At 70.5% G+C, this 21,923-nt stretch carries 20 protein-coding genes; 15 read left to right on the top strand and 5 right to left on the bottom strand.

Annotated elements, in window-relative coordinates:
• The first annotated feature begins 84 nt into the window (after window positions 1-84).
• The 7 genes from groL to ABD235_RS32810 all read left to right on the top strand — a co-directional run bounded on the left by groL (window position 85) and on the right by ABD235_RS32810 (window position 8,021).
• On the top strand, window positions 85-1,704 hold the full coding sequence (gene groL, locus ABD235_RS32840) for a chaperonin GroEL (protein ID WP_344181270.1): 1,620 nt from the start codon (window positions 85-87) through the stop codon (window positions 1,702-1,704).
• Between the two features lie 221 nt (window positions 1,705-1,925).
• Window positions 1,926-2,546 carry an RNA polymerase sigma factor ShbA gene (gene shbA, locus ABD235_RS32835; RefSeq protein ID WP_344181268.1) on the top strand — a complete coding sequence of 207 codons (621 nt, stop codon included), beginning with the start codon at window positions 1,926-1,928 and terminating at the stop codon, window positions 2,544-2,546.
• On the top strand, window positions 2,539-4,014 hold the full coding sequence (locus tag ABD235_RS32830) for a hypothetical protein (protein WP_344181266.1): 1,476 nt from the start codon (window positions 2,539-2,541) through the stop codon (window positions 4,012-4,014). Before shbA ends, ABD235_RS32830 begins: the two co-directional genes overlap by 8 nt.
• A gap of 163 nt (window positions 4,015-4,177) precedes the next feature.
• Window positions 4,178-5,689: an IMP dehydrogenase gene (gene guaB, locus ABD235_RS32825; RefSeq protein ID WP_344181264.1), complete on the top strand. Its 1,512-nt coding sequence runs from the start codon at window positions 4,178-4,180 to the stop codon at window positions 5,687-5,689.
• A gap of 33 nt (window positions 5,690-5,722) precedes the next feature.
• Window positions 5,723-6,829, top strand: a complete 1,107-nt coding sequence (locus ABD235_RS32820; RefSeq protein WP_344181263.1) for a GuaB3 family IMP dehydrogenase-related protein — start codon at window positions 5,723-5,725, stop codon at window positions 6,827-6,829.
• Window positions 6,826-7,554, top strand: coding sequence for an acyl-CoA thioester hydrolase/BAAT C-terminal domain-containing protein (locus tag ABD235_RS32815; protein WP_344181261.1), 729 nt, complete (start codon window positions 6,826-6,828; stop codon window positions 7,552-7,554). Before ABD235_RS32820 ends, ABD235_RS32815 begins: the two co-directional genes overlap by 4 nt.
• Before the next feature lie 86 nt (window positions 7,555-7,640).
• Complete coding sequence (locus tag ABD235_RS32810; protein WP_344181260.1) at window positions 7,641-8,021, top strand: hypothetical protein; 381 nt, start codon at window positions 7,641-7,643, stop codon at window positions 8,019-8,021.
• A gap of 71 nt (window positions 8,022-8,092) precedes the next feature.
• Here the strand turns inward: ABD235_RS32810 and ABD235_RS32805 are convergent, their stop codons facing one another.
• A complete protein-coding gene (locus ABD235_RS32805; protein ID WP_344181259.1) occupies window positions 8,093-8,662 on the bottom strand; it encodes a TIGR03086 family metal-binding protein in 570 nt (189 codons plus the stop codon).
• Window positions 8,663-8,896: 234 nt separating this feature from the next.
• Window positions 8,897-10,342: a hypothetical protein gene (locus ABD235_RS32800; RefSeq protein WP_344181257.1), complete on the bottom strand. Its 1,446-nt coding sequence runs from the start codon at window positions 10,340-10,342 to the stop codon at window positions 8,897-8,899.
• 137 nt (window positions 10,343-10,479) lie between these two features.
• On the opposite strand from ABD235_RS32800, the gene ABD235_RS32795 reads away from it, so the two are divergent.
• From ABD235_RS32795 to guaA, 8 genes are all read left to right on the top strand, one after another.
• Window positions 10,480-12,072 carry a succinic semialdehyde dehydrogenase gene (locus tag ABD235_RS32795; protein WP_344181256.1) on the top strand — a complete coding sequence of 531 codons (1,593 nt, stop codon included), beginning with the start codon at window positions 10,480-10,482 and terminating at the stop codon, window positions 12,070-12,072.
• Between the two features lies 1 nt (window position 12,073).
• Entirely contained in the window at window positions 12,074-13,777 is a 1,704-nt protein-coding gene (locus ABD235_RS32790) for a GMC oxidoreductase (protein ID WP_344181254.1), read from the top strand.
• A 448-nt stretch (window positions 13,778-14,225) separates the two neighbouring features.
• On the top strand, window positions 14,226-15,215 hold the full coding sequence (bioB, locus tag ABD235_RS32785) for a biotin synthase BioB (RefSeq protein WP_344181253.1): 990 nt from the start codon (window positions 14,226-14,228) through the stop codon (window positions 15,213-15,215).
• Window positions 15,212-15,397: a biotin synthase auxiliary protein BsaP gene (bsaP, locus tag ABD235_RS32780; protein WP_344181252.1), complete on the top strand. Its 186-nt coding sequence runs from the start codon at window positions 15,212-15,214 to the stop codon at window positions 15,395-15,397. The genes bioB and bsaP overlap by 4 nt, the downstream gene beginning before the upstream one ends.
• Window positions 15,390-16,691 (top strand): adenosylmethionine--8-amino-7-oxononanoate transaminase, encoded by a 1,302-nt coding sequence (gene bioA / locus ABD235_RS32775; RefSeq protein WP_344181251.1) that lies wholly within the window; start codon window positions 15,390-15,392, stop codon window positions 16,689-16,691. The genes bsaP and bioA overlap by 8 nt, the downstream gene beginning before the upstream one ends.
• The gene (locus tag ABD235_RS32770) at window positions 16,691-17,833 is read left to right on the top strand and encodes an 8-amino-7-oxononanoate synthase (RefSeq protein ID WP_344181249.1); all 1,143 of its coding nucleotides are present in this window, start codon (window positions 16,691-16,693) and stop codon (window positions 17,831-17,833) included. Before bioA ends, ABD235_RS32770 begins: the two co-directional genes overlap by 1 nt.
• Complete coding sequence (gene bioD, locus ABD235_RS32765) at window positions 17,830-18,528, top strand: dethiobiotin synthase (protein WP_344181247.1); 699 nt, start codon at window positions 17,830-17,832, stop codon at window positions 18,526-18,528. Before ABD235_RS32770 ends, bioD begins: the two co-directional genes overlap by 4 nt.
• A 2-nt stretch (window positions 18,529-18,530) precedes the next feature.
• Entirely contained in the window at window positions 18,531-20,081 is a 1,551-nt protein-coding gene (gene guaA / locus ABD235_RS32760) for a glutamine-hydrolyzing GMP synthase (protein WP_344181245.1), read from the top strand.
• A gap of 4 nt (window positions 20,082-20,085) precedes the next feature.
• Here the strand turns inward: guaA and cpt are convergent, their stop codons facing one another.
• The 3 genes from cpt to ABD235_RS32745 form a co-directional block, all read right to left on the bottom strand.
• Window positions 20,086-20,622 (bottom strand): chloramphenicol phosphotransferase CPT, encoded by a 537-nt coding sequence (gene cpt / locus ABD235_RS32755; protein ID WP_344181243.1) that lies wholly within the window; start codon window positions 20,620-20,622, stop codon window positions 20,086-20,088.
• Between the two features lie 82 nt (window positions 20,623-20,704).
• Window positions 20,705-21,337, bottom strand: a complete 633-nt coding sequence (locus tag ABD235_RS32750; RefSeq protein WP_344181242.1) for a hypothetical protein — start codon at window positions 21,335-21,337, stop codon at window positions 20,705-20,707.
• Window positions 21,334-21,849 carry a SigE family RNA polymerase sigma factor gene (locus ABD235_RS32745; protein WP_344181240.1) on the bottom strand — a complete coding sequence of 172 codons (516 nt, stop codon included), beginning with the start codon at window positions 21,847-21,849 and terminating at the stop codon, window positions 21,334-21,336. The genes ABD235_RS32750 and ABD235_RS32745 overlap by 4 nt, the downstream gene beginning before the upstream one ends.
• Window positions 21,850-21,923: the final 74 nt, after the last annotated feature.

Below are 21,923 nucleotides of genomic sequence, written 5' to 3'. Positions count from 1 at the left end.
GCCGATCACCGGCGCCGGGGCGGAGTCGGTCCAGAACCGGCTGGGCCATTGAACGCAAGAATTCAGAGAGGGACTGGTTTTTCCATGCCGAAGATCCTCGAGTTCGACGAGAACGCGCGGCGCGCCCTGGAGCGTGGCGTCGACAAGCTCGCGAACACGGTGAAGGTGACGCTGGGGCCCAAGGGCCGCTACGTCGTGCTGGACAAGAAGTGGGGCGCCCCGACCATCACCAACGACGGTGTCACCGTCGCCCGTGAGGTCGAGCTGGACGACCCGTTCGAGAACCTCGGCGCGCAGCTGGCCAAGGAGGTCGCCACCAAGACCAACGACGTCGCCGGCGACGGGACCACCACCGCCACGGTGCTGGCCCAGGCGCTCGTGCACGAGGGCCTGCGGGCCGTCGCGGCCGGGGTCAACCCGATGGGCCTGAAGAAGGGCATCGAGGCCGCCGTCGAGGCCGTCTCCGCCCGGCTGATCGAGACCGCGCGCCCGGTCGACGACAAGGGCGACATGGCCCACGTCGCGACCATCTCCGCCCGGGACGCCGAGATCGGCGGCCTGATCGCGGACGCCTTCGACAAGGTCGGCAAGGACGGTGTGATCACCGTCGAGGAGTCGAACACCTTCGGCACCGAGCTCGAGTTCACCGAGGGCATGCAGTTCGACAAGGGCTTCATCTCGCCGTACTTCATCACCGACGCCGAGGCCGGCGAAGCGGTGCTGGACGACCCGTACATCCTGATCAGCCAGAACAAGATCTCCGCCGTCGCGGACCTCCTGCCGCTGCTGGAGAAGGTCGTGCAGTCGGGCAAGACGCTGCTGATCATCGCCGAGGACGTCGAGGCCGAGGCCCTGTCGACCCTGGTGGTCAACAAGATCCGCGGCAACTTCACCTCCGTGGCCGTCAAGGCCCCGGGCTTCGGTGACCGCCGCAAGGCGATGCTGGAGGACCTGGCCGCGCTGACCGGCGCGCAGGTGATCGCTCCCGAGGTTGGGCTCAAGCTCGACCAGGTCGGCCTCGAGGTGCTCGGCACCGCGCGGCGGATCGTCGTGAGCAAGGACAACACCACCGTCGTCGAGGGCGCCGGCAAGGCCGACGAGATCGAGGCCCGGGTCAACCAGATCAAGGCCGAGATCGAGCGCACCGACTCCGACTGGGACCGCGAGAAGCTGCAGGAGCGGCTGGCCAAGCTGGCCGGTGGCGTCTGCGTGATCAAGGTCGGCGCGGCCACCGAGGTCGAGCTGAAGGAGAAGAAGCACCGCATCGAGGACGCCGTGTCGGCGACCCGTGCGGCGATCGAGGAGGGCATCGTCGCCGGTGGCGGCTCCGCCCTCGTCCACGCCGCCTCGGTGCTCGACGACAACCTGGGCCTGGAGGGCGACGAGCTCGCCGGTGTCCGGATCGTCCGCAAGTCGGTGGTCGAGCCGCTGCGCTGGATCGCCGAGAACGGTGGTTACGAGGGTTACGTCGTGACCGCCAAGGTGGCCGAGCTCGAGGTCGGCAGCGGCTTCAACGCCGCCACCGGTGAGTACGGCGACCTGCTCGCGCAGGGTGTCCTCGACCCGGTCAAGGTGACCCGTTCCGCGCTGGCCAACGCCGGCTCGATCGCGGCCCTGCTCCTCACCACGGAGACCCTGGTCGTCGACAAGCCCGAGGACGAAGAGCCCGCCGCCGCCGGTCACGGCCACGGTCACGGTCACTGATTCCTCCGCACCACACGTAGTACCCGCACTGCCCGGCAGGTCCTCGGACCTGCCGGGCAGTGGGCTTTTCCGGCCCTTCAGGCCGTCCGTCCTGTGGATACCCGGGGGTAGTGACAGGTTGTAATGAAAAATGCTCAGTGATCACGAATTGCCACTAGGCAGCGGCGCATCCGGCCCGTAGCATCTTGCAGGCTGACCGGTCTGATACGAGGGGGCGAGGGGTGACCGAGGTTCGAATGCCGCACACCCACGACCGGGTCGAGCTCAGGGATCTGGCCGCACTGGCGGCGGGTGGGGATCCGGGAGCTCTGAACGATCTGCTCACCAGGGTGCGCGCGGTCGCGCACCGGTACGTGCGCTCCCGCCTGTGGACCTATCCGGGCGGGGCCGACATGGTCGACGACGTCGCGCAGGAGGTCTGCGTGGCGGTGTTCGGCGCGCTCGGCCGGTACCGCGACGAGGGCCGGCCGTTCGAGGCGTTCGTGTACGGGATCGCGGCCCGCAAGGTCGCCGACGCCCAGCGCGCGTTCGCCGTCGCCGACGTGTCGACGCCGGACCTGCCGGACGGGGCCGACGAGTCCCCGACGCCGGAGGAGCACGCGGTCAGGCACTCCGAGGTCCAGCACATCGTGGGCCTGCTGGAGAGATTGCCGGAGAAACTGCGGGAGATCCTGCGGCTCCGGGTGGTAGCGGGGATGTCAGCCGAGGAGACCGGCCGGGCACTGGGGATGACACCGGGGGCGGTGAGGGTCGCACAGCATCGGGCGTTGAACACGCTCAGGGGGTTTGTGGGACATGAGGCACAGCTGGAGCGAGGAGCAGGGGAGGAGCGGAATGGCTGAGCGCTTTGACTTAGACGCGATCGAAGCCGACGACGCGCTGCTCGACCTGCTCGCAGCCGGTGGGGAGTCCGCGTGGGAGGCGGGCGAGCACGACCCGACGCTGAAACTGCTGGCCGATCTACGGCTGGCGGTCGAGGTCGAGGGCGAGCTCCCGGTGGAGACGATCGACGACCCGGAGAGCTTCCTGGCCCGCTGCGCGGCGCTGAACCCGGTCACCGATCCGTTCACCCGCAAGGTCGCCGCCCGCGGCCTGGCCGTCGGGGTCGCCGCGGTGGCGGCGCTGTCGGTGTCGGGAGTCGCGGCCGCCGTCAACGGCGACCCGCTGGCGCCGTACGAGAAGATCGTCGAGAAGGTCGTCGAGCAGCTCCGGCCGCAGACCAGCTTCCCGCAGGAGAAGCTCGACGGCATGCCGATCGTCGACAAGTCGAAGATCGTCAAGGTCGCCAAGGACTACCAGCAGAAGCAGCAGGACGCGCGCGAGGTCGAGGAGCGCAGGGCCGAGCAGCGGCTGACCGACCCGCTCGCGCTCGGTCTGACCGAGCTCGAGACCTTGATGCCGAAGCCGCCGCTGGCGCGCCCCGAGCCGCCCAAGGTCGACATCAAGACGGGCACGCGCGACCCGCTGGTGCCGCCGGCCGAGCCGACCGACGACAAGCCGGTCGCCAAGCCGACCGTTCCGGTGGACGAGCCGACTGGCGAGCCGAGCGGTGAGCCGACGGACAAGCCGAGCGACCCGCCGCCGACCCAGCCGACCCAGGAGCCGACCGACCCGCCGGCCACGCCGACGGACCCGCCGCCGACCCAGCCGAGCGACCCGCCGCCGACCAGCGAGCCGACCGACACCGGTGGTGGCAACAACGGCCAGACCGGCGAGAGCGGCGAAACGCCGGGCTCGGACCCGACCACGGTGCCGAGCGAAGGCACTGGCGAGACCGGTACGCCGGGCGGCCAGACCGAGGTCGGCGACGGGGAGACCCAGCAGCCGGGCGCGGGCGACACCAAGGGTGAGACCCAGCCGGAGGACCAGCCGGCCGGTGACCAGACCGACGGGACGGGCGACTCCAAGCCGGCCGACGAGACCAAGCCGGCCGACGACTCGAAGCCGAGCGACGACTCGAAGCCCGCGGACGACTCGAAGCCGGCCGACGACTCGAAGCCGGCCGACGACTCGAAGCCGGCCGACGACTCGAAGCCCGCGGACGACACCAAGCCGGTCCTGCCGCCCCCTACGCCGGTCGAGCCGACCCGCCTCGAGCAGTACGTGAACCAGCGGCTGCAGGCCGACGCCAAGCACTCCAACGGCAAGTACTCGCTGGGCTGGGCCAAGCAGCAGTACGCCAAGGGCAAGCACTCCAACGGCCGGTACGTCGAGGGCAAGCACGCCGCCTTCGACCGGGCCCACGGCTCGATGAACCCGGTGACCCTGCGCCAGATCCTCTGGGTGCTGAACCACCCCACCGGCCGCTGACCGACCGCCGGGCCCGTCTCCTGCGAGGCGGGTCCGGAACGGCCGGCGGGTTCCCCGGCGGAACCCGCGCTGTCCACAGGTCCGGGGACCGATGCGGGGGCGCGGGCGCGGGCGGCATACCATGGTGTCCCGTTCTCGCCGTGCAAAGGTGCTTGCAACCCTCATGGACATCACCCCCTCCGGAGTTCCCGACAAGTTCGCCGTACTCGGTCTGACCTTCGACGACGTGCTCCTGCAGCCCAACGAGTCCGACGTGATCCCGTCGGAGGCGGTGACCAGATCCCGGGTCAGCCGCAACATCGAGGTGAACATCCCGCTGCTGTCCAGCGCGATGGACACCGTCACCGAGGCCCGGATGGCGATCGCGATGGCCCGCCAGGGTGGCCTGGGCGTGCTGCACCGCAACCTCTCGATCGAGGACCAGGCCCAGCAGGTCGACCTGGTCAAGCGCTCCGAGTCCGGGATGATCGCGCAGCCGATCACGATCGGCCCGGACGCCACCATCGGCGAGGCCGACGCCCTCTGCGGGCAGTACCGGATCTCCGGTGTCCCGGTCGTCGACGACGCCGGCGTCCTGGTCGGCATCGTCACCAACCGGGACATGCGCTTCGAGACCAACCAGGACCGCCCGGTCCGCGAGGTGATGACCAAGCAGCCGCTGATCCTGGGCAAGCAGGGCATCTCCGCGGACGACGCGATGGCGCTGCTGAGCAAGCACAAGGTGGAGAAGCTGCCGCTGGTCGACGACGACGGCAAGCTGACCGGCCTGATCACGCTGAAGGACTTCGTCAAGCGTGACCAGTTCCCGCTGTCCACCAAGGACGAGACCGGCCGGCTGCGCGTCGGTGGCGCGATCGGCTTCTTCGGCGAGGCGTACAAGCGCGCGATGACCCTGGTCGAGGCCGGCGTGGACCTGCTCGTGGTGGACACCGCGCACGGTCACTCCCAGGCCCAGCTGGAGATCATCCGCAAGCTCAAGGCCGACCCGGCCACCCGCGGCGTCGACGTCGTCGGCGGCAACGTCGGCACCCGGGCCGGCGCCCAGGCACTGGTCGACGCGGGCGCGGACGGCGTGAAGGTCGGCGTCGGTCCCGGCTCGATCTGTACGACGCGCGTCGTGTCCGGCGTCGGCGTCCCGCAGGTGACCGCGATCTACGAGGCGTCGCTGGCCTGCAAGCCGGCCGGCGTCCCGGTGATCGGCGACGGCGGCCTGCAGTACTCCGGTGACATCGCCAAGGCGCTGGTCGCCGGTGCGGACACCGTGATGCTGGGCTCGCTGCTGGCCGGCTGCGAGGAGTCGCCGGGCGACCTGGTGTTCATCAACGGCAAGCAGTTCAAGGCCTACCGCGGGATGGGTTCGCTGGGCGCGATGCAGTCCGGCGGCCTGCGCAAGTCGTACTCCAAGGACCGGTACTTCCAGAGCGACGTCGGCAGCGACGAGAAGTTGATCGCCGAGGGCGTCGAGGGCCAGGTCCCGTACCGGGGCCCGCTGGCCGCGGTCGCGCACCAGCTGATCGGCGGCCTGCGCCAGTCGATGTGGTACACCGGCGCCCGCACCGTCGCCGAGCTCCAGGACAAGGGCCGCTTCGTCCGGATCACCTCGGCCGGCCTGCAGGAGTCGCACCCGCACGACATCCAGATGACGGTCGAGGCGCCGAACTACTCCGGCCGCTGACCTCCGCCTGCAACCCGTTAGGAAGACCACCAGATGACCGAGATCGAGATCGGCCGCGCCAAGCGTGGCCGGCAGGCGTACGCGTTCGACGACATCGCGATCGTGCCGTCGCGGCGGACCCGGGACCCCGAGGAGGTCTCGGTGGCCTGGCAGATCGACGCGTACCGGTTCGAGCTGCCGATCCTGGCCGCGCCGATGGACTCGGTGATGTCGCCGGCCACCGCGATCGCGATCGGCAAGGCCGGCGGTCTCGGAGTGCTGAACCTGGAAGGCCTGTGGACGCGGTTCGAGGACCCGACCTCGCTGCTCGAGGAGATCGTCACCCTCGGCCGTGAGCAGGCGACGACCCGGTTGCAGGAGATCTACTCGGCGCCGATCAAGCCCGAGCTGATCTCCCAGCGGGTGCAGGAGATCCGCGACTCCGGCGTCACCGTGGCCGGTGCGCTGTCGCCGCAGCGGACCAAGCAGTTCGCCAAGCACGTGGTGGACGCGGGCGTCGACCTGTTCGTCATCCGCGGTACGACGGTCTCGGCCGAGCACGTCTCCGGTCAGGCCGAGCCGCTGAACCTGAAGCAGTTCATCTACGACCTCGACGTCCCCGTGATCGTCGGCGGCTGCGCGACCCACCAGGCCGCGCTGCACCTGATGCGGACCGGCGCGGCCGGCGTACTGGTCGGCTTCGGCGGCGGCGCCGCGCACACGACCCGCAAGGTGCTCGGGGTCGCGGTGCCGATGGCCTCCGCGGTCGCCGACGTTGCCGCGGCCCGCCGCGACTACATGGACGAGTCCGGCGGCCGGTACGTGCACGTCATCGCCGACGGCTCGGTCGGCCGCTCCGGCGACGTCGCCAAGGCGATCGCCTGCGGCGCCGACGCGGTGATGGTCGGTTCGCCGCTGGCCCGCGCGAGCGACGCCCCCGGCGGCGGTTTCCACTGGGGCGCCGAGGCCTGGCACGCGGACCTGCCCCGCGGCGAGCGCGTCGAGGTCGGCGTCACCGGCACGATGGAGCAGATCCTGTTCGGCCCGTCCTGGGTCCCCGACGGCACGATGAACCTGGTCGGCGCCCTCAAGCGTGCGATGGCCACCACCGGCTACACGGAGCTCAAGGAGTTCCAGCGGGTCGAGGTCGTCGTCGGGTGACTACCGGCGTCCTGCTGCTGCACGGCTCGAGCGGTACGCCGGACGTCGGCAGGGCGCACATCCTGCAAGCGGCGGGGTGCGAGGTGCTCGCACCCCGGTGGTTCGACGAGCGGATCAGTGAGATCCCGCTGGAGTCGTTCCCGGTGGACGAGCTGGCGTCGCGGCACGACCGCATCGTCGTGATGGGCAGCTCGCGTGGTGCCGAGGCCGCGCTGCTGCTCGGGACGCTCGACCTGCGGATCGACGCGGTGATCGGGCAGGCGCCCGCGACCCACGTGTGGCCGTGGATCGAGGACGACGTCCAGACGTCGGCGTGGACGTGGCGGGGGCAGCCGTTGCCGTTCGTGCCGTTCGATCTCGGTTGGGAGCCGGACGACGATCCGCCGTCGTACGTCGACGGCTACCGGCAACGGCTGCGACTGTTCCCGGCCGAGGCGGAGGCCGCGCAAATCCCGGCGGAGAGATTCCGGGGCGAGCTGTTGCTGCTGGCGGGTGGGGACGACAAGGTCTGGCCGTCGACGGAGTTCGCCGAGCAGTTGGCGGCTCGGCGCGGTTCGCTGGTCACCGAGGTGCTCGTGTCGGAGGAGGCCGGGCACCGGTTGATCCTGCCCGGCGAGCAGCCGAAGAACGCCGGCCAGCGGATGGCGCGGGGAGGTAGCGACGACGCCGACCGGGCGTTCGGCGTACGGGTCTGGCCGCGCATTTTGAGGGTTCTCGAGGGCTGAGGTGTGGACTCGCCGGTCGTGAGGTGAGACACCTGTGGCGGGGGCTCGGGGGCTCGGGGGTTGGGGGGTTCTGGAAGGATTGGCTCATGGGACTGTTCAGCCGCCGCACCGAAGCCGACAACGTCGCCCTCGCCGCTGCGCGGGCGCAACTGGCCCCCGAGGACGTCGACCAGGTCAGGTTTCTCCTGACCACGCGGAAGAGCGTCTTCGCCGTGAAGTACGTGATGGAGCGGACCGGCTCCGAGCTCAAGCACGCCAAGGAGCTCGTCGACGACATCCGGCTCGGACGGTTCGTACCGCCGGTCACCGGTACGCCGGTGGTCCGGAGGCCCGGGACGAACCTGGCCGAGCGCACCCGAGCGCTGAAGGCCAATGGTGACCTGCACCAGGCCACCGCGTTGGTGGTCAGTGAGACCGGGATGACCGAAGCCGAGGCCGGTCTGTTCGTGGGAGCCCTGCAGGCCTAGGCGGCCTGTTCACGGAGGTCCTGCGGCTGGCGAAGGTGAAGATCTGGGACGGCAGTACGCCGTAGCTAGGCTTAGGCTCCACGCGCCGTCCACGACGCGTCCCGGCCGAAGGCTCCGAGCAGGCGAGCTGCCGGGTCGGGCCCGTTCGGTACCCGGGCCGCGATCGCGCCGCCGTCCCGGTACATGGTCTCCCGCTGCTCGAACCACGCGGCGACCTCGTCGACGACCTCGGGATGCATGTGGGGTGTCGACCCGATCGCCACCGCGAGGTCCCAGCCGTGGATCAGCAGATCGGCGACCAACTGCCGCAGGTACTCGGTGGTGTCCTCGTCGCCGTACGAGAGGTGGACGACCGGGACCGCTTCGGCCGTGGCGGCTTGTGCCTCGGCCGCGGCGCGAGTGGCGGCAGCGGCCGGGTCGTCGCCGAGCAGGTCGCCGTCCAGCGTGTCGCCGACGTCCGCGATCGTTCGCCCTGCCAGCAACGGCACCACCCAGCGCTCCTCGCCGACCACGTGGTTCACCAGCGCGCGTACGTCCCAGTCCGCGCACGGCGTCGGCGCCGTCCACTGGTCGGGCTTGACTGCTTCCACCTGCCGGACGAATTCCGTACCGGCCTCGCGATGCATCTCGATGACGTCCATGCCCTTGGCCCCCTTTGCGCCAGCGTGCGCCCGGCACGGCACCCGGTCAACGGCTCAAGCCCCAGCCGCAGCCGCGAGCCGGAGCCGTGAGCCCGGCCGTGAGCCGGAGCCGTGAGCCGGAGCCGTCAGCCGCGGCCGTGAGCCGGAGCCTTGGCCGCGGCCGCGGCCGGGAGCCGCGGCCGGGAGCCGCAGCCGTGAGCCGGAGCCCTGCGCCGGGCCGAAGGCAGCCCACGGCTACACCTGAAGCTGGGCCGCCGCCTCGTGGGCGTGCTGGGAGGCCAGGAAGTCGCCCTTGGCGGCCAGCAGGTCGCCGTGGTGGCGATAGCAGGAGCCGGCCAGGTCGGCGACCTCGGTGTTGCTGGCGGTGAAGGGGATCAACGCGGTCGCGACCTCCGCGCTCCAGCCGGCGAGGTCAAGGGCCATCTCGGTCTGGCCGGCCGAGTGGTACGCCTCGGAGATGTCCAGCAGCAGCCGCGCCCAGATCGGCGCGTACGTGCTGGTCTCGTACCGCATCCGCTGCGACTCGCGCTCCGACGAGATCGCGAACAGGTAGTGCGCCTCCAGGCCGAGCGTCAGCGCGGTCTCCGCGTCGTGCGCGAGCAGCGGGCGGACCAGCTCGGCCAACTCGGCGGCACGGATGCAGGCCGACTCCGGGTCGGTCCGGCCGGACACGGTCGCCAGCGTCATGCCCGGCGCGGGCTCGCTCAGCGCCAGCAGCCGGTAGTACTGCTCGAACGGCCCGAGCTTGATCTCGGCCGTCTCGAGCGCGGTCCGCAGCGACGGCGGGATGCCGCGGTCGAGCTCGTCGATGACCCGCTGGGCCGCTTCCTCGTCGGTGGCGAACGCCGTCCGCAGGCAGTTCTCGCCCTCGAGGACCCGGCCGACCTGGTTCAGGTGGCGGCCCTTGCGCGCGAGCGCGGCGACCAGCGTGCGCAGGTCGGTCGCCGATTCGGAGTCGGCCAGCGTGTCCGCCGTACTGAGACCGATCTCGTCGGCCTCCAGCGCCAGGTCGAGCCGGCTCTCCGCGGCGTGGATGTCGGCCGAGACCGCCGTGGCCGAGCACAGGTAGCGCGCGTACGACAGCGACTGCGCGCTCTCGTTGATCTGACCGGCCAGCTGCAGGAACAGCTGCACGGCCGCGTCGGCGGAGGCCACCGCCAGGTCCGGGTCGCCGTACCGGCGCAGGATCAGGGCGTTCATCGCCAGCACCCGCGCGAAGTCCGGCTGGTGGTGCACGCTGTCCGGACCGCCGACCAACTGTCCGTAGGCGATCACCGCGCCGTCCATCTCCAGTACGGCGGTCGCCCCCCAGCCGCGGTGGGCCTGGGTCATCGCGCGCCGTGCGCGGACGTCAGCCAGGAACGAGGTCGCATCCAGTACGCCGGCGTCGCTCAGCTCGGTGTAGCCCAGCTGGGCCTCGTGCAGCGCGGCCAAGGCCTCCTCGTGCCGGCCGGACGCGTTCAGCGACCCCGCCAGCTCGTACTGCGTGGCCGCCATCAGGTGCTTGGCCTCGTAGTGGTCCGGCCGGTCACTGGCCCGCTCCCGGGCCAGCTCGATCACCCGTTGCTGGTAGGGCCCGGCCTCGTCGGCGCGTCCCTCCTCGATCAGCACCTGGGCGGTCTGCAGCGCCTCACCGAGCTCGTCCTCAGGAGGCGTCCAAAGCCCCCCGCTGTCCACCATCTTGACGTTCCACCCCTTCGCTGACTCAACGGATCACCTTAGTGCCAACCGCAGTGATCCACCTCACCTCGACCCCGAGAGTCGGGTGTCATGGCGCACTACTGACACATCTGATTACCCACAGGTAGCCTGGGGAGATGAGCGAGCAGACCTCGATCCCCGCGGACCCCGAGCTGGACCCCACCGCGTCCTGGGCCACCGACCAGTCGGTCGTCCGGCGGCTGACCGGGCTGCTGCGGGCCACGGCAGGCACCCGTACGTCGTACGCGCCGGCCACCGGGCAACCGGTCGCCGAGCTGCCGCTGTCCAGCGCGGACGACGTGGTCGCCGCGATCCGCTCGGCCCGGCGTACGCAGCGCAGCTGGAAGGGCACGTCGCTGGCCGACCGCGCCGCGATCCTGCTGCGATACCACGACCTCGTGCTCGACCACCGCCACGAGCTCGTCGACCTGGTCATCCTGGAGTCCGGCAAGGCCCGCAAGCAGGCGTTCGAGGAGGTCGCGCACGTCGCCCTGACCGCCCGGTACTACGCCCGCAAGGCGAACGAGCTGCTCGGGCCGCAGCGCAAGCTCGGCATGTTCCCGGTGCTGACCCGGGCCGAGCAGCGGTTCGTGCCGAAGGGTGTCGTCGGCATCATCTCGCCGTGGAACTACCCGCTGACGATGGCGATCTCCGACGGCCTGCCCGCCGTACTGGCCGGGAACGCGGTCGTGCTCAAGCCGGACAGCCAGACCCCGCTGACCGCGCTGCGGGCGGTTGAGCTGCTGCACGAGGCCGGTCTGCCGCGCGACGCCTGGCAGGTGGTGAACGGCGACGGCCCGACCGTCGGCGGCGCGCTCATCCAGAACGTCGACTACATCTGTTTCACCGGCTCCACCAAGACCGGCCGCCTGGTGGCCAAGCAGGCCGGTGAGCGGCTGATCGGTGCGAGCCTCGAGCTCGGCGGCAAGAACCCGATGCTCGTACTACGCGACGCCGACGTGCACCGCGCCGCCGAGGGCGCTGTCCGGGCCTGCTTCAACAGCGGCGGCCAGCTCTGCGTCTCGATGGAACGCCTGTACGTCGCCGACCAGATCTACGACGCCTTCGTGACCGCGTTCCTCGACCGGGTCAAGAAGCTGAAGCTCTCGGCCGGCACCGGCTGGGACGTCGACATGGGCTCGCTGATCTCCAAGGCGCAGCTCGAGACGGTCAGCCGGCACGTCGACGACGCCCGCGACAAGGGCGCCGTCGTCCTGGCCGGTGGCAAGGCCCGGCCGGATCTCGGCCCGCTGTTCTACGAGCCGACCGTGCTGTCCGCGGTGACGCCGGAGATGGAGTGCTTCGACCATGAGACCTTCGGGCCGGTCGTCTCGCTGTACCGGTTCTCCGACGAGTCCGAGGCGATCGAGCGCGCCAACGAGGGCGAGTACGGGCTGAACGCGAGCGTCTGGACCCGCGACGGCCGTCGCGGCCGCGCGATCGCCGCCCAGCTGGTGGCCGGCACGGTCAACGTGAACGAGGGCTACGCGGCCACCTTCGGCTCGATCGACACCCCGATGGGCGGCATGCGGTCGTCCGGCCTCGGCCGCCGCCAGGGCGTCGAGGGCATCCGCCGGTACGTCGACCCGCAGGCGATCGCGACCCAGCGGGTGGTGCCGATCGCGCCCTCGCACGGGCTGAGCGACGAGACGTACGCCGAAGTGATGACCGGCGCGCTCCGGGTCCTGAAGAAGCTGGGCCGGGCCTGAGATGAGCTTCGACCACGACGTCGTCATCATCGGTTCCGGCTTCGGCGGCAGCGTCAGCGCGCTCCGGCTGACCGAGAAGGGCTACAACGTCGCGGTGCTGGAGGCGGGCGCGCGGTTCGACGACGCCGGGTTCGCGAAGAACTCCTGGGACAAGAACCGGTTCCTGTTCGCCCCGAAGCTCGGCTGGTACGGGATCCAGCGGATCAGCGCGCTGCGGGACGTGATCATCCTGTCCGGCGCGGGCGTCGGCGGTGGCAGCCTGGTCTACGCCAACACCCTGTACGAACCGCTGCCGGCCTTCTACACCGACCGCCAGTGGGCTCACATCACCGACTGGAAGTCCGAGCTGGCGCCGTACTACGACCAGGCCAAGCGGATGCTCGGCGTCACGACGTACCCGCACTTCACCCCGGCCGACAAGGTGATGAAGCAGGTCGCCGACGACCTGGGCGTGGGGGACACCTTCCACCCGACGCCGGTCGGGGTGTTCTTCGGCGAGCCCGGGGTCGAGGTGGAGGACCCGTACTTCGGTGGCGCCGGGCCGCGGCGGAGCGGCTGCACCGACTGCGGCGAGTGCATGACCGGCTGCCGGCACAACGCGAAGAACACGTTGACCAAGAACTACCTCTACCTGGCCGAGAAGGCCGGCGCGCAGGTCTTTCCGATGACCACGGTGACGTCGGTCGAGCCGCTGCCCGGCGGTGGCTACGCGGTCGAGACCCGCCGTACGTCGAACCGCAAGCTCACCCGCCGGTTCACCGCCGAGCAGGTCGTCTTCGCGGCCTCCGCGCTCGGGACCGCGAAGCTGCTGCACCGGCTGCGTGACGAGGGCAAGCTGCCGAAGGTGTCGGACCGGATCGGCGTCCTGACCCGGACGAACTCCGAGTCGTTGCTGGGAGCAATCGCCGGGGACCGGTCGGTGGACTACAGCCGCGGGGTCGCGATCACGTCGTCGTTCCACCCCGACGAGATCACCCACATCGAGCCGGTCCGGTACGGCAAGGGCAGCAACGCGATGTCGTTGCTGCAGACCGTGCTGACCGACGGCGACGGCGACAAGCCGCGCTGGCGGACCTGGGTGCGCGAGCTGGGCCTGCAGCGGAAGAACATCCGCCGCCTGTACGACCTGAAGCACTGGTCGGAGCGGACCGTGATCGCGCTGGTGATGCAGACCGCGGACAACTCGATCACCACGTTCGGCAAGCGGGACCGGTTCGGCCGCTGGCGGCTGACCTCGAAGCAGGGGCACGGCGCCCCGAACCCGTCCTGGATACCGGTCGCGAACCAGGTGGTCCGGCGGATGGCGACGATCATGCGCGGTACGCCGGGCGGCACGATCGGGGAGCCGTTCAACGTGCCGATGACGGCGCACTTCATCGGCGGTTGCGCGATCGGCGACTCGGCCGAGACCGGGGTGGTGGACGCGTACCACCGGGTCTACGGGTACGACGGGCTGCACATCGTCGACGGTTCGACGATCTCGGCGAACCTGGGCGTGAACCCGTCGCTGACGATCACGGCGCAGGCCGAGCGGGCGCTCGCGTTCTGGCCGAACAAGGGTCAGGCGGATCCGCGGCCGGCGGTCGGTACGCCGTACCAGCGGGTGGCGCCGGTGGTGCCGGCGAATCCGGTGGTGCCCGCCGATGCGCCCGGCGCATTGCACTTGCCGATTGTGGACATCAAGCATCCTGTGACGAAGCCGTAACGCGGCAGGAATGTGAAAAACCCTCAGCTCCGGGTGAATTTCCCTGAGTGCTGAGGGTTTGTCTATTAGTGCCAGAAAAGGGAGCAGGTCCCTCGGGAACGTTTCCGCCCAAATCGTTTCCCGAGGGACCCACTCAAGCCGGGGTGAGGCGCCCGGCGCTTTGGGATCGGGTCACCAACCACAGCTGGCGACCCGAGCTCATGAACCCCACTCTACATCCGATTCGCGGCATTTCGAGCGGCTCCGAGTGAATGTGATCACTCTGCGTGCTGTTCGTAATACTCTGCGATTCGGAGCGGCGGTCTCCTTGCGGTGACCGCCTCTGCACACATCAACGAGCCCGTCCACAAGGGGTTACGAGGTTCCCCCAAAACTTTTCCGGCTTTCTTCTGCTCAGCGTGACGCCCCTCGCATCGCCGCCTGCCACGGCTGGCCTACTGTGACCCGCATGATCCTCGACGTCGCCCGTGAGCAGGTCCTTGGCCGTGGTGTCGGTCTGAACCAGGAGCAGCTGGTGGAGGTGCTGCGGTCGCCGGACGACCAGCTGGCCGACCTGCTGGCGCTGGCGCACGACGTCCGCGTGAAGTGGTGCGGCGAGGAGGTCGAGGTCGAGGGGATCATCTCCCTGAAGACCGGCGGCTGCCCCGAGGACTGCCACTTCTGCTCCCAGTCCGGCCAGTTCACCTCGCCGGTCCGCGCGGTCTGGCTGAACATCCCCGAGCTGGTCGAGGCGGCCAAGGAGACGGCCAAGACCGGCGCGACCGAGTTCTGCATCGTGGCCGCCGTACGGGGTCCTGACGCGCGGCTGATGGCGCAGGTGAAGGCCGGCATCGAGGCGATCAACGCCGAGGTCGACATCAACATCGCCTGCTCGCTCGGCATGCTCAGCCAGGAGCAGGTCGACGAGCTGCGCGCGATGGGCGTGCACCGCTACAACCACAACCTCGAGTCGGCCCGCTCGTACTTCGGCGACGTGGTCACCACGCACTCCTTCGAGGAGCGCTGGGAGACCTGCGTGATGGTCAAGGAGTCCGGCATGGAGCTGTGCTGCGGTGGCCTGGTCGGGATGGGCGAGACGCTGGAGCAGCGGGCCGAGCTGGCCGCCCAGCTGGCCGAGCTGGAGCCGCACGAGGTGCCGCTGAACTTCCTGAACCCGCGGCCGGGCACCCCGTTCGGGGACCTGAAGGTGATGGACGGCAAGGACGCGCTGCGCACGATCGCGGCGTTCCGGCTGGCGATGCCGAAGACGATCCTGCGGTACGCCGGGGGCCGCGAGCTGACCCTGGGCGACCTGGGCACCCGCGAGGGCCTGCTCGGTGGCATCAACGCGGTCATCGTCGGCAACTACCTGACCACGCTGGGCCGCCCGGCGACCGCCGACCTGGACCTGCTGGCCGAGCTGAAGATGCCGGTGAAGGAACTCCAGAAGACGCTATGACGCTTGTGTACTGCGGCCACTGCGGCCAGGAGTTGACCGACGGCGACCACGAGAGCTGCGGTACGGCGCTGTCGCTGGAGCCGCCGCGCTACTGCGACCAGTGCCGGCGCCGGATGGTCGTGCAGGTCCACCCGATGGGCTGGACCGCCCGCTGCTCGGTGCACGGTGAGATCCATGGGTGACCTCCTGCGGCAGGACGCGGCGCTGCTGTGGCACCCGTACGCCTCGCTCACCGAGCCGTCGCCGACGCGGCTGGTCACCGGCGCTTCCGGCGTACGGCTGACGCTCGACGACGGTGCCGGCGGCTCGGTCGAGGCGATCGACGCGATGGCGTCGTGGTGGTGCATGATCCACGGCTACCGGAACCCGGTGCTGGACTCCGCGCTGCGGGAACAGATCGACTCGTTCAGTCACGTGATGTTCGGCGGGCTCACCCACGAGCCGGCCGTCCGGCTCGGGGAGCGGCTGGTCGAGATCACGCCGGAGCCGCTGCGGCACGTGTTCTTCTGCGACTCCGGCTCGGTGTCGGTCGAGGTCGCGCTCAAGCTGGCGCTGCAGTACCAGGTCGCACGCGGCTTCGCGGGCCGGACGAGGATGCTGACGGTCCGCGGTGGCTACCACGGCGACACGTTCGCGCCGATGAGCGTCTGCGACCCGGTCAACGGGATGCACTCGCTGTTCACCGGCGCGCTGAAGGAGCAGGTGTTCGGCCCGCAGCCTCCCGCTGGTTTCGACCGGCCTGCTGACGACCCGGAGTACCTGGCCTGGGCCGAGGTGATGCGCGCGCTGGCGGCGCAGTACCGCGACGAGGTGGCGGCGATCGTCGTCGAGCCGATCCTGCAGGGCGCCGGTGGCATGTACCCGTACAGCCCGGCCTGCCTGCGGCTGCTGCGCGAACTGGCCGACGAGTACGGGTTCCTGCTGATCCTGGACGAGATCGCCACGGGCTTCGGTCGTACCGGCACGCTGTTCGCGTCCGAGCGCGCCGGAGTCGACCCGGACATCCTCTGCGTCGGCAAGGCGCTCACCGGCGGCTACCTGTCGATGGCAGCCACCCTCTGTACGACGGACGTCGCGCGGACCGTGTCAGATGGTCCCGGGGGTGCACTCATGCACGGACCGACCTTCATGGCGAACCCGCTGGCCTGTGCGGTCGCCCTGGCGAGCATCGACCTGCTGCTGGCGTCCGACTGGTCTGCGGAGGTCTCCCGCATTTCTACCGGGCTGTCTGCTGGCCTGGCGCCGGCTGCTTCGCTGCCCGGAGTGAGGGACGTCCGGGTGCTCGGTGCGGTCGGCGTGGTCCAGCTGGGCGGTCCGGTCGACCTGCCGCGGATGACGGACGCCATACTGCGGAGAGGCGTGTGGGTGCGGCCGTTCCGCGATCTGGTGTACACGATGCCGCCGTACGTGTGCACCGACGAGGACATCGCGACGATCACGTCCGCGATCACCGAAGCCATTGCCGAGGGCAACTGATGGCGGACGGTGCTGAAGGGTTGCTGGCGCGGTGGCTGTCGCCACTCGCTGCGGACCGGGACGCCCGCGGGCTGACTCGCCGGCTGCGGCCGCGGGCAGCCGGCGAGGACCTGATCGACCTGGCGGGCAACGACTACCTGGGGTTGAGTCGTGATCCCCGGGTGATCGAGGCGGCCGTCGCCGCTGTCCGCGACTGGGGAGCCGGAGCGACCGCCTCCAGGCTCGTCACCGGCACGACCGCGCTGCACGCGGAGCTGGAGTCGGCGCTGGCTTCGTACACCGGGCACGAGGCAGGGCTGGCCTTCTCCTCGGGCTACTTGGCCAACCTGGGCGTGGTCACCGCGCTGGGTGGCGCCGAGACGCTGGTGGTTTCCGACGCCCATGTCCACGCCTCGCTCGTCGACGCCTGCCGGCTGTCCCGGTCGCGGGTCGAGATCGTGCCGCACAACGACGTCGAGGCAGTCGGTAAAGCCCTTGCCAACCGCAACGAACCACACGCTCTGGTGCTGGCTGAGTCGGTCTACAGCGTGCTCGGTGACGCTGCTCCGCTGACCGCGTTGGCAGCGGTGGCGTTGGAGTACGACGCGGTGCTGCTGGTCGACGAGGCTCATGGGGTCGGGGTGACAGGCAGTGGCCGTGGTGGCGTCGCAGCTGCCGGCCTGGCCGGGCTGGACCACGTGGTGGTCACGGTGACGCTCTCCAAGGCCCTGGCCAGCCAGGGCGGAGTAGTGCTCGGCCCCTCCGTGCTGCGCGAGCACCTGGTCAACCGGGCGCGCTCCTTCATCTTCGACACAGGCCTGAACCCAGCAGCCTGCGCAGCAGCTCTGGCCGCGCTGCGGATCCTCGCCGACGAGCCGACCCGGCCGGACTCCATCCACGCGACCGCTCGGCGGCTGGCCGACGAGTGCGGCGTGACGCCGTCGGCCGGAGCGGTCGTCTCCGTCCCGATGCCTGGCCCACGGGAAGCAGTCCGGGCCGCTGAGCTCTGCCTGGCGAACGGCGTACGGGTGGGCAGTTTCCGGCCGCCTTCGGTACCGGATGGCATCAGCCGTCTCCGTCTGACCGCTCGCGCCGGGCTGTCACCTGCCGAACTCGACCACGCCTGCCACACCATCACCGCTGCTCTCCAGGAGGTCTCGTGACCGTCCTCATCGTCACCGGGACCGACACCGGCGTTGGCAAGACCGTCGTCACCGCCGCACTGGCGGCTGCTGCGCCTGGCAACGTCGCGGTGATCAAGCCGGCACAGACCGGAGTGACAGCTGACGAGCCGGGCGATCTGCAGGACATCCAGCGCCTCACCGGGCTGACCGACCTGCACGAGGGAGTCCGGCTGCTCGACCCGCTGGCTCCCACGACGGCCGGCCGTCGCCAAGGGCTCGCACTGCCCTCCGTCGACACCCACGCGAAGGCGATCGACGACCTGGCCGCCGACCACGACCTCGTACTGGTCGAAGGCGCCGGGGGCCTGCTGGTCGGGCTGGACGAGGACGGCCACGACCTGGCCGACCTGGCCGGCCTGCTGACGGTCCCGTACGCGTTCGTCGTCGTCTGCCGCTCCGGCCTCGGCACGCTGAACCACACCGGCCTCACGGTCGAGGCACTGCGGACCCGCCAACTCCCGATCGCCGGCCTGGTCATCGGCTCCTGGCCCGACGAGCCGGACCTGGCCGAGCAGTGCAACGCCGACGACCTGCCCGCGACCACCGGCGTACCGGTCGTGGGGCGGGTCCCGGCGGGTGCTGGGCAGTTGGACCAGCAGGCGTTCACGTCGGCGGCCGCCGAGTGGTTCACCGGCGCGATTACAGCCCGGCTGACCTGCACCGATACCCTCTAGGCGTGACTGATCATGACCTGGTTCTCGTTGTCGACTTCGGGGCGCAGTACGCGCAGCTGATCGCCCGCCGGGTGCGCGAGGCGAAGGTGTACTCCGAGATCGTGCCGCACTCGATGGCCGTCGAGGAGATGCTGGAGCGCAAGCCGAAGGCGATCATCCTGTCCGGCGGGCCGCAGTCGGTGTACGCCGAGGGCGCGCCGCGGGTCGACTCGTCGCTGTTCGACGCCGGCGTCCCGGCGTTCGGGATCTGCTACGGGTTCCAGGCGATGGCGCAGACGCTGGGCGGCGACGTCCGCAAGACCGGGCTGCGGGAGTTCGGCCGGACGCCGGTCACGGTGAGCGAGTCCGGCACGCTGCTGTCCGGGATCCCCGAGGACCTGAACGTGTGGATGTCGCACGGTGACGCCGTGCATGCGCCGCCGGCCGGGTTCGCCGTACTGGCTGCCTCTGGTGGTGCGCCGGTCGCCGCGTTCGAGGACCTGGACCGCAAGCTGGCCGGTGTCCAGTGGCACCCGGAGGTCCTGCACTCGCAGGCCGGGCAGGCCGTGCTGGAGCACTTCCTGTACGACATCGCCGGCTGCACCGGCGACTGGACGACCAGCAACGTCGTGGACGAGCAGGTCGAGCTGATCCGCCAGCAGGTCGGCGACAAGCAGGTGCTGTGCGCGCTGTCCGGCGGTGTGGACTCCGCGGTCGCCGCCGCGCTGGTTAGCAAGGCGATCGGCGACCAGCTGACCTGTGTGTATGTCGACCACGGTCTGCAGCGCGCCGGTGAGTCCGACCAGATCGAGAAGGACTTCGTCGCCGCGACCGGGACGCGGCTGGAGATGGTCGACGCGGAGGACCAGTTCCTGACCGCGCTGGCCGGCGTCACCGACCCGGAGCAGAAGCGCAAGATCATCGGCCGGGAGTTCATCCGGACGTTCGAGGCGACCGCCCGCAAGCTGGACGCCGAGCGGCACATCGAGTTCCTGGTCCAGGGCACGCTCTACCCGGACGTCGTCGAGTCCGGCGGCGGGACGGGCGCGGCGAACATCAAGTCGCACCACAACGTCGGCGGGCTGCCGGACGACCTGCAGTTCTCGCTGATCGAGCCGCTGCGCACGCTGTTCAAGGACGAGGTCCGCGAGCTCGGCGTCGCCCTCGGCCTGCCCGAGGCGATGGTCTACCGCCACCCCTTCCCGGGCCCGGGCCTCGGCATCCGGATCGTCGGCGAGGTGACCAAGAACCGGCTGGAGATCCTCCGCGCCGCCGACCTGATCGCCCGCACCGAGCTGACCGCCGCCGGCCTGGACCGCGACATCTGGCAGTTCCCGGTCGTGCTGCTCGCCGACGTCCGCTCGGTCGGCGTCCAGGGCGACGGCCGCACGTACGGCCACCCGGTCGTCCTGCGCCCGGTCACCAGCGAGGACGCGATGACCGCCGACTGGGCCCGCCTGCCGTACGACGTACTGGAGAAGATCTCCACCCGCATCACCAACGAGGTCGACGAGATCAACCGAGTCACCCTCGACATCACCAGCAAGCCCCCGGGCACCATCGAGTGGGAGTAGTTCGTCAGGAGGTGACCCGCGCTGCGACGGCGCGGGCGCACTCCGGCGACTCCGTCGTTCCGGTGTCGACCTCCAGGTCGTAGTGCACGCCTTCGTGCACCACCTCAGCCTGGAGCTCGGCCATGCCCGGCGTGCGGTCGCCGCGGGCGAGTTCTCGGGCAGCGGCGATCTCCGGGGCGCAGCGGACGCCGACCCAGAGGACGTTCAGGCCTTCGAGCTGGGTCCGCACCCGCGCCTGCGACCGCGCGCCGCTCAAGAACACGTCGTCGAGCACGACCTGCGCGCCCGCGCGCACCATTGCCGCGATACCTGCCATCCACGCGGTCTCCAGCGCCCGGAAGTCGTCGCCGACCGACACCTCGCCCTGGTCCCCGAACCCGATCCCGTCCCCGCCGTCCACCAACGCCGGCGGCATCGCGTCGACCAGGTCGTCGACGCTCAAGCTCAGCCAGGCCCCCGGCAGCACCTTCTGCAGCTCCCGCGCGAGCCGCGACTTCCCCGAGCTCGACCCGCCGTTCAGCACGATGACCTGGTAGCTCACGCCTCACCCCGCGGCCGGGGCAGTCCCTCGATCGACATCACCCGGCCACGCTAGCCGCGCCCAGGTCCCCTCCGCCGCTGGTTTACCGGTACGCCGCGACCTCGAGCTTCAGGCTGCGGATCTCGTTGGGCTTCATGTCCACCTGTGCGACGGCGTACCGCGGCCACCCCGCCGGTACGACGAAGTCGGCGCTGGAGATTGTGTCCGTGCACGCCACTTGGCGTGCACCGGGGACCGCCCCGCCCGGCGGAGTCGGCGGCGGGTCGAGCTGCTGCTCGGTGAAGGGCCGCAGCGAGACCTCCAGCGTCACCGGGGCGGATCCGCTCGCCGTCGGGCAGACCATCCGGACCCGGACCAGGTCGTCGGGTCGGAGCCCGTCCATGCCCAGGTACAGCCCACCGCCGGCCTCCAGCTCGCGGTGTGGCGCCGGATCGTCCAGCAGCTTCCGGGTGCCGACTTCCAACGGTGTGTCGTCGAGCGCCTGCAAGGGGAACTGAGTGGCGACCGATCCCGCCGGCCCGACCGAGTCCCGCGGCCACAGGTCCACCGCGCTGGCCACACCGGCCACCACCACCGCCGTACAGGCGACGGCCGCGGCAGCCTGGTTGCGGCGGTGCCGCCGGGCGCGGCGCCGGATGACCGGTACCGGGTCGCCGGGGGAGGAGACCGGCCGCCCGGCCTCCTTGAGCAGCGTGCGCAGTTCGTCGGTGTTCATCGCGTCTCCGTGGTCTCTTGGGAGGCGAGGTCGACGCGCAGCTTGGTCAGGGCCCGGTGGGTCTGGCTCTTCACCGTCCCGATCGAGCAGCCCAGTACGTCGGCCGTCTCGGCCTCGGACAGGTCTTCGAAGTACCGCAGGACAACGGCAGCGCACATCCGCTTCGGCAGCCGCCGGAGCGCCTGCATGAGGTCGGAGTGCTCGACCAGACGCACCGAACCCCCGTACGCCGTGGGCGCGACCGCCGTCAGGTCGTCGGTCGGCACCTCCTTGCCGCCCCGCCGCCGGCGCCACCACTCGGTGTGGGTGTTGACCATCACCCGGCGCACGTACGCCGTCGGGTCCTCGGCCTGCACCTTCCGCCAGGCCAGCCAGCACCTGGTCAGCGTCGTCTGCACCAGGTCCTCGGCCAGCCCGCGATCCTGCGTCAGCAGGTAGGCCAACCCCAGCAGCGCGCCGTACCGAGCAGACACGTAGGCCTCGAAATCGGCCCGAGTGCGTCCCTCCGCCACCCGAACCTCCACCACCCCAGCGTCAGCCTGCATACCCGACAAGAGGCAGAACGGCTCCAGAAAGTTGCATCCCC

This window comes from Kribbella lupini, from assembly GCF_039529595.1.
In the GTDB taxonomy this organism is placed as follows: domain Bacteria; phylum Actinomycetota; class Actinomycetes; order Propionibacteriales; family Kribbellaceae; genus Kribbella; species Kribbella lupini.
Note: the sequence above shows the minus strand (reverse complement) of the source record. Positions and strands in the feature narration are given on the sequence as shown.

Coding starts and splice junctions, on each gene's coding strand:
- groL (WP_344181270.1), top strand. CDS start 85: ATGCCGAAGATCCTCGAGTTCGACGAGAACGCGCGGCGCGCCCTGGAG.
- ABD235_RS32830 (WP_344181266.1), top strand. CDS start 2,539: ATGGCTGAGCGCTTTGACTTAGACGCGATCGAAGCCGACGACGCGCTG.
- guaB (WP_344181264.1), top strand. CDS start 4,178: ATGGACATCACCCCCTCCGGAGTTCCCGACAAGTTCGCCGTACTCGGT.
- ABD235_RS32820 (WP_344181263.1), top strand. CDS start 5,723: ATGACCGAGATCGAGATCGGCCGCGCCAAGCGTGGCCGGCAGGCGTAC.
- ABD235_RS32810 (WP_344181260.1), top strand. CDS start 7,641: ATGGGACTGTTCAGCCGCCGCACCGAAGCCGACAACGTCGCCCTCGCC.
- ABD235_RS32805 (WP_344181259.1), bottom strand. CDS start 8,662: ATGGACGTCATCGAGATGCATCGCGAGGCCGGTACGGAATTCGTCCGG.
- ABD235_RS32800 (WP_344181257.1), bottom strand. CDS start 10,342: ATGGTGGACAGCGGGGGGCTTTGGACGCCTCCTGAGGACGAGCTCGGT.
- ABD235_RS32795 (WP_344181256.1), top strand. CDS start 10,480: ATGAGCGAGCAGACCTCGATCCCCGCGGACCCCGAGCTGGACCCCACC.
- ABD235_RS32790 (WP_344181254.1), top strand. CDS start 12,074: ATGAGCTTCGACCACGACGTCGTCATCATCGGTTCCGGCTTCGGCGGC.
- bioB (WP_344181253.1), top strand. CDS start 14,226: ATGATCCTCGACGTCGCCCGTGAGCAGGTCCTTGGCCGTGGTGTCGGT.
- bsaP (WP_344181252.1), top strand. CDS start 15,212: ATGACGCTTGTGTACTGCGGCCACTGCGGCCAGGAGTTGACCGACGGC.
- bioA (WP_344181251.1), top strand. CDS start 15,390: ATGGGTGACCTCCTGCGGCAGGACGCGGCGCTGCTGTGGCACCCGTAC.
- ABD235_RS32770 (WP_344181249.1), top strand. CDS start 16,691: ATGGCGGACGGTGCTGAAGGGTTGCTGGCGCGGTGGCTGTCGCCACTC.
- ABD235_RS32750 (WP_344181242.1), bottom strand. CDS start 21,337: ATGAACACCGACGAACTGCGCACGCTGCTCAAGGAGGCCGGGCGGCCG.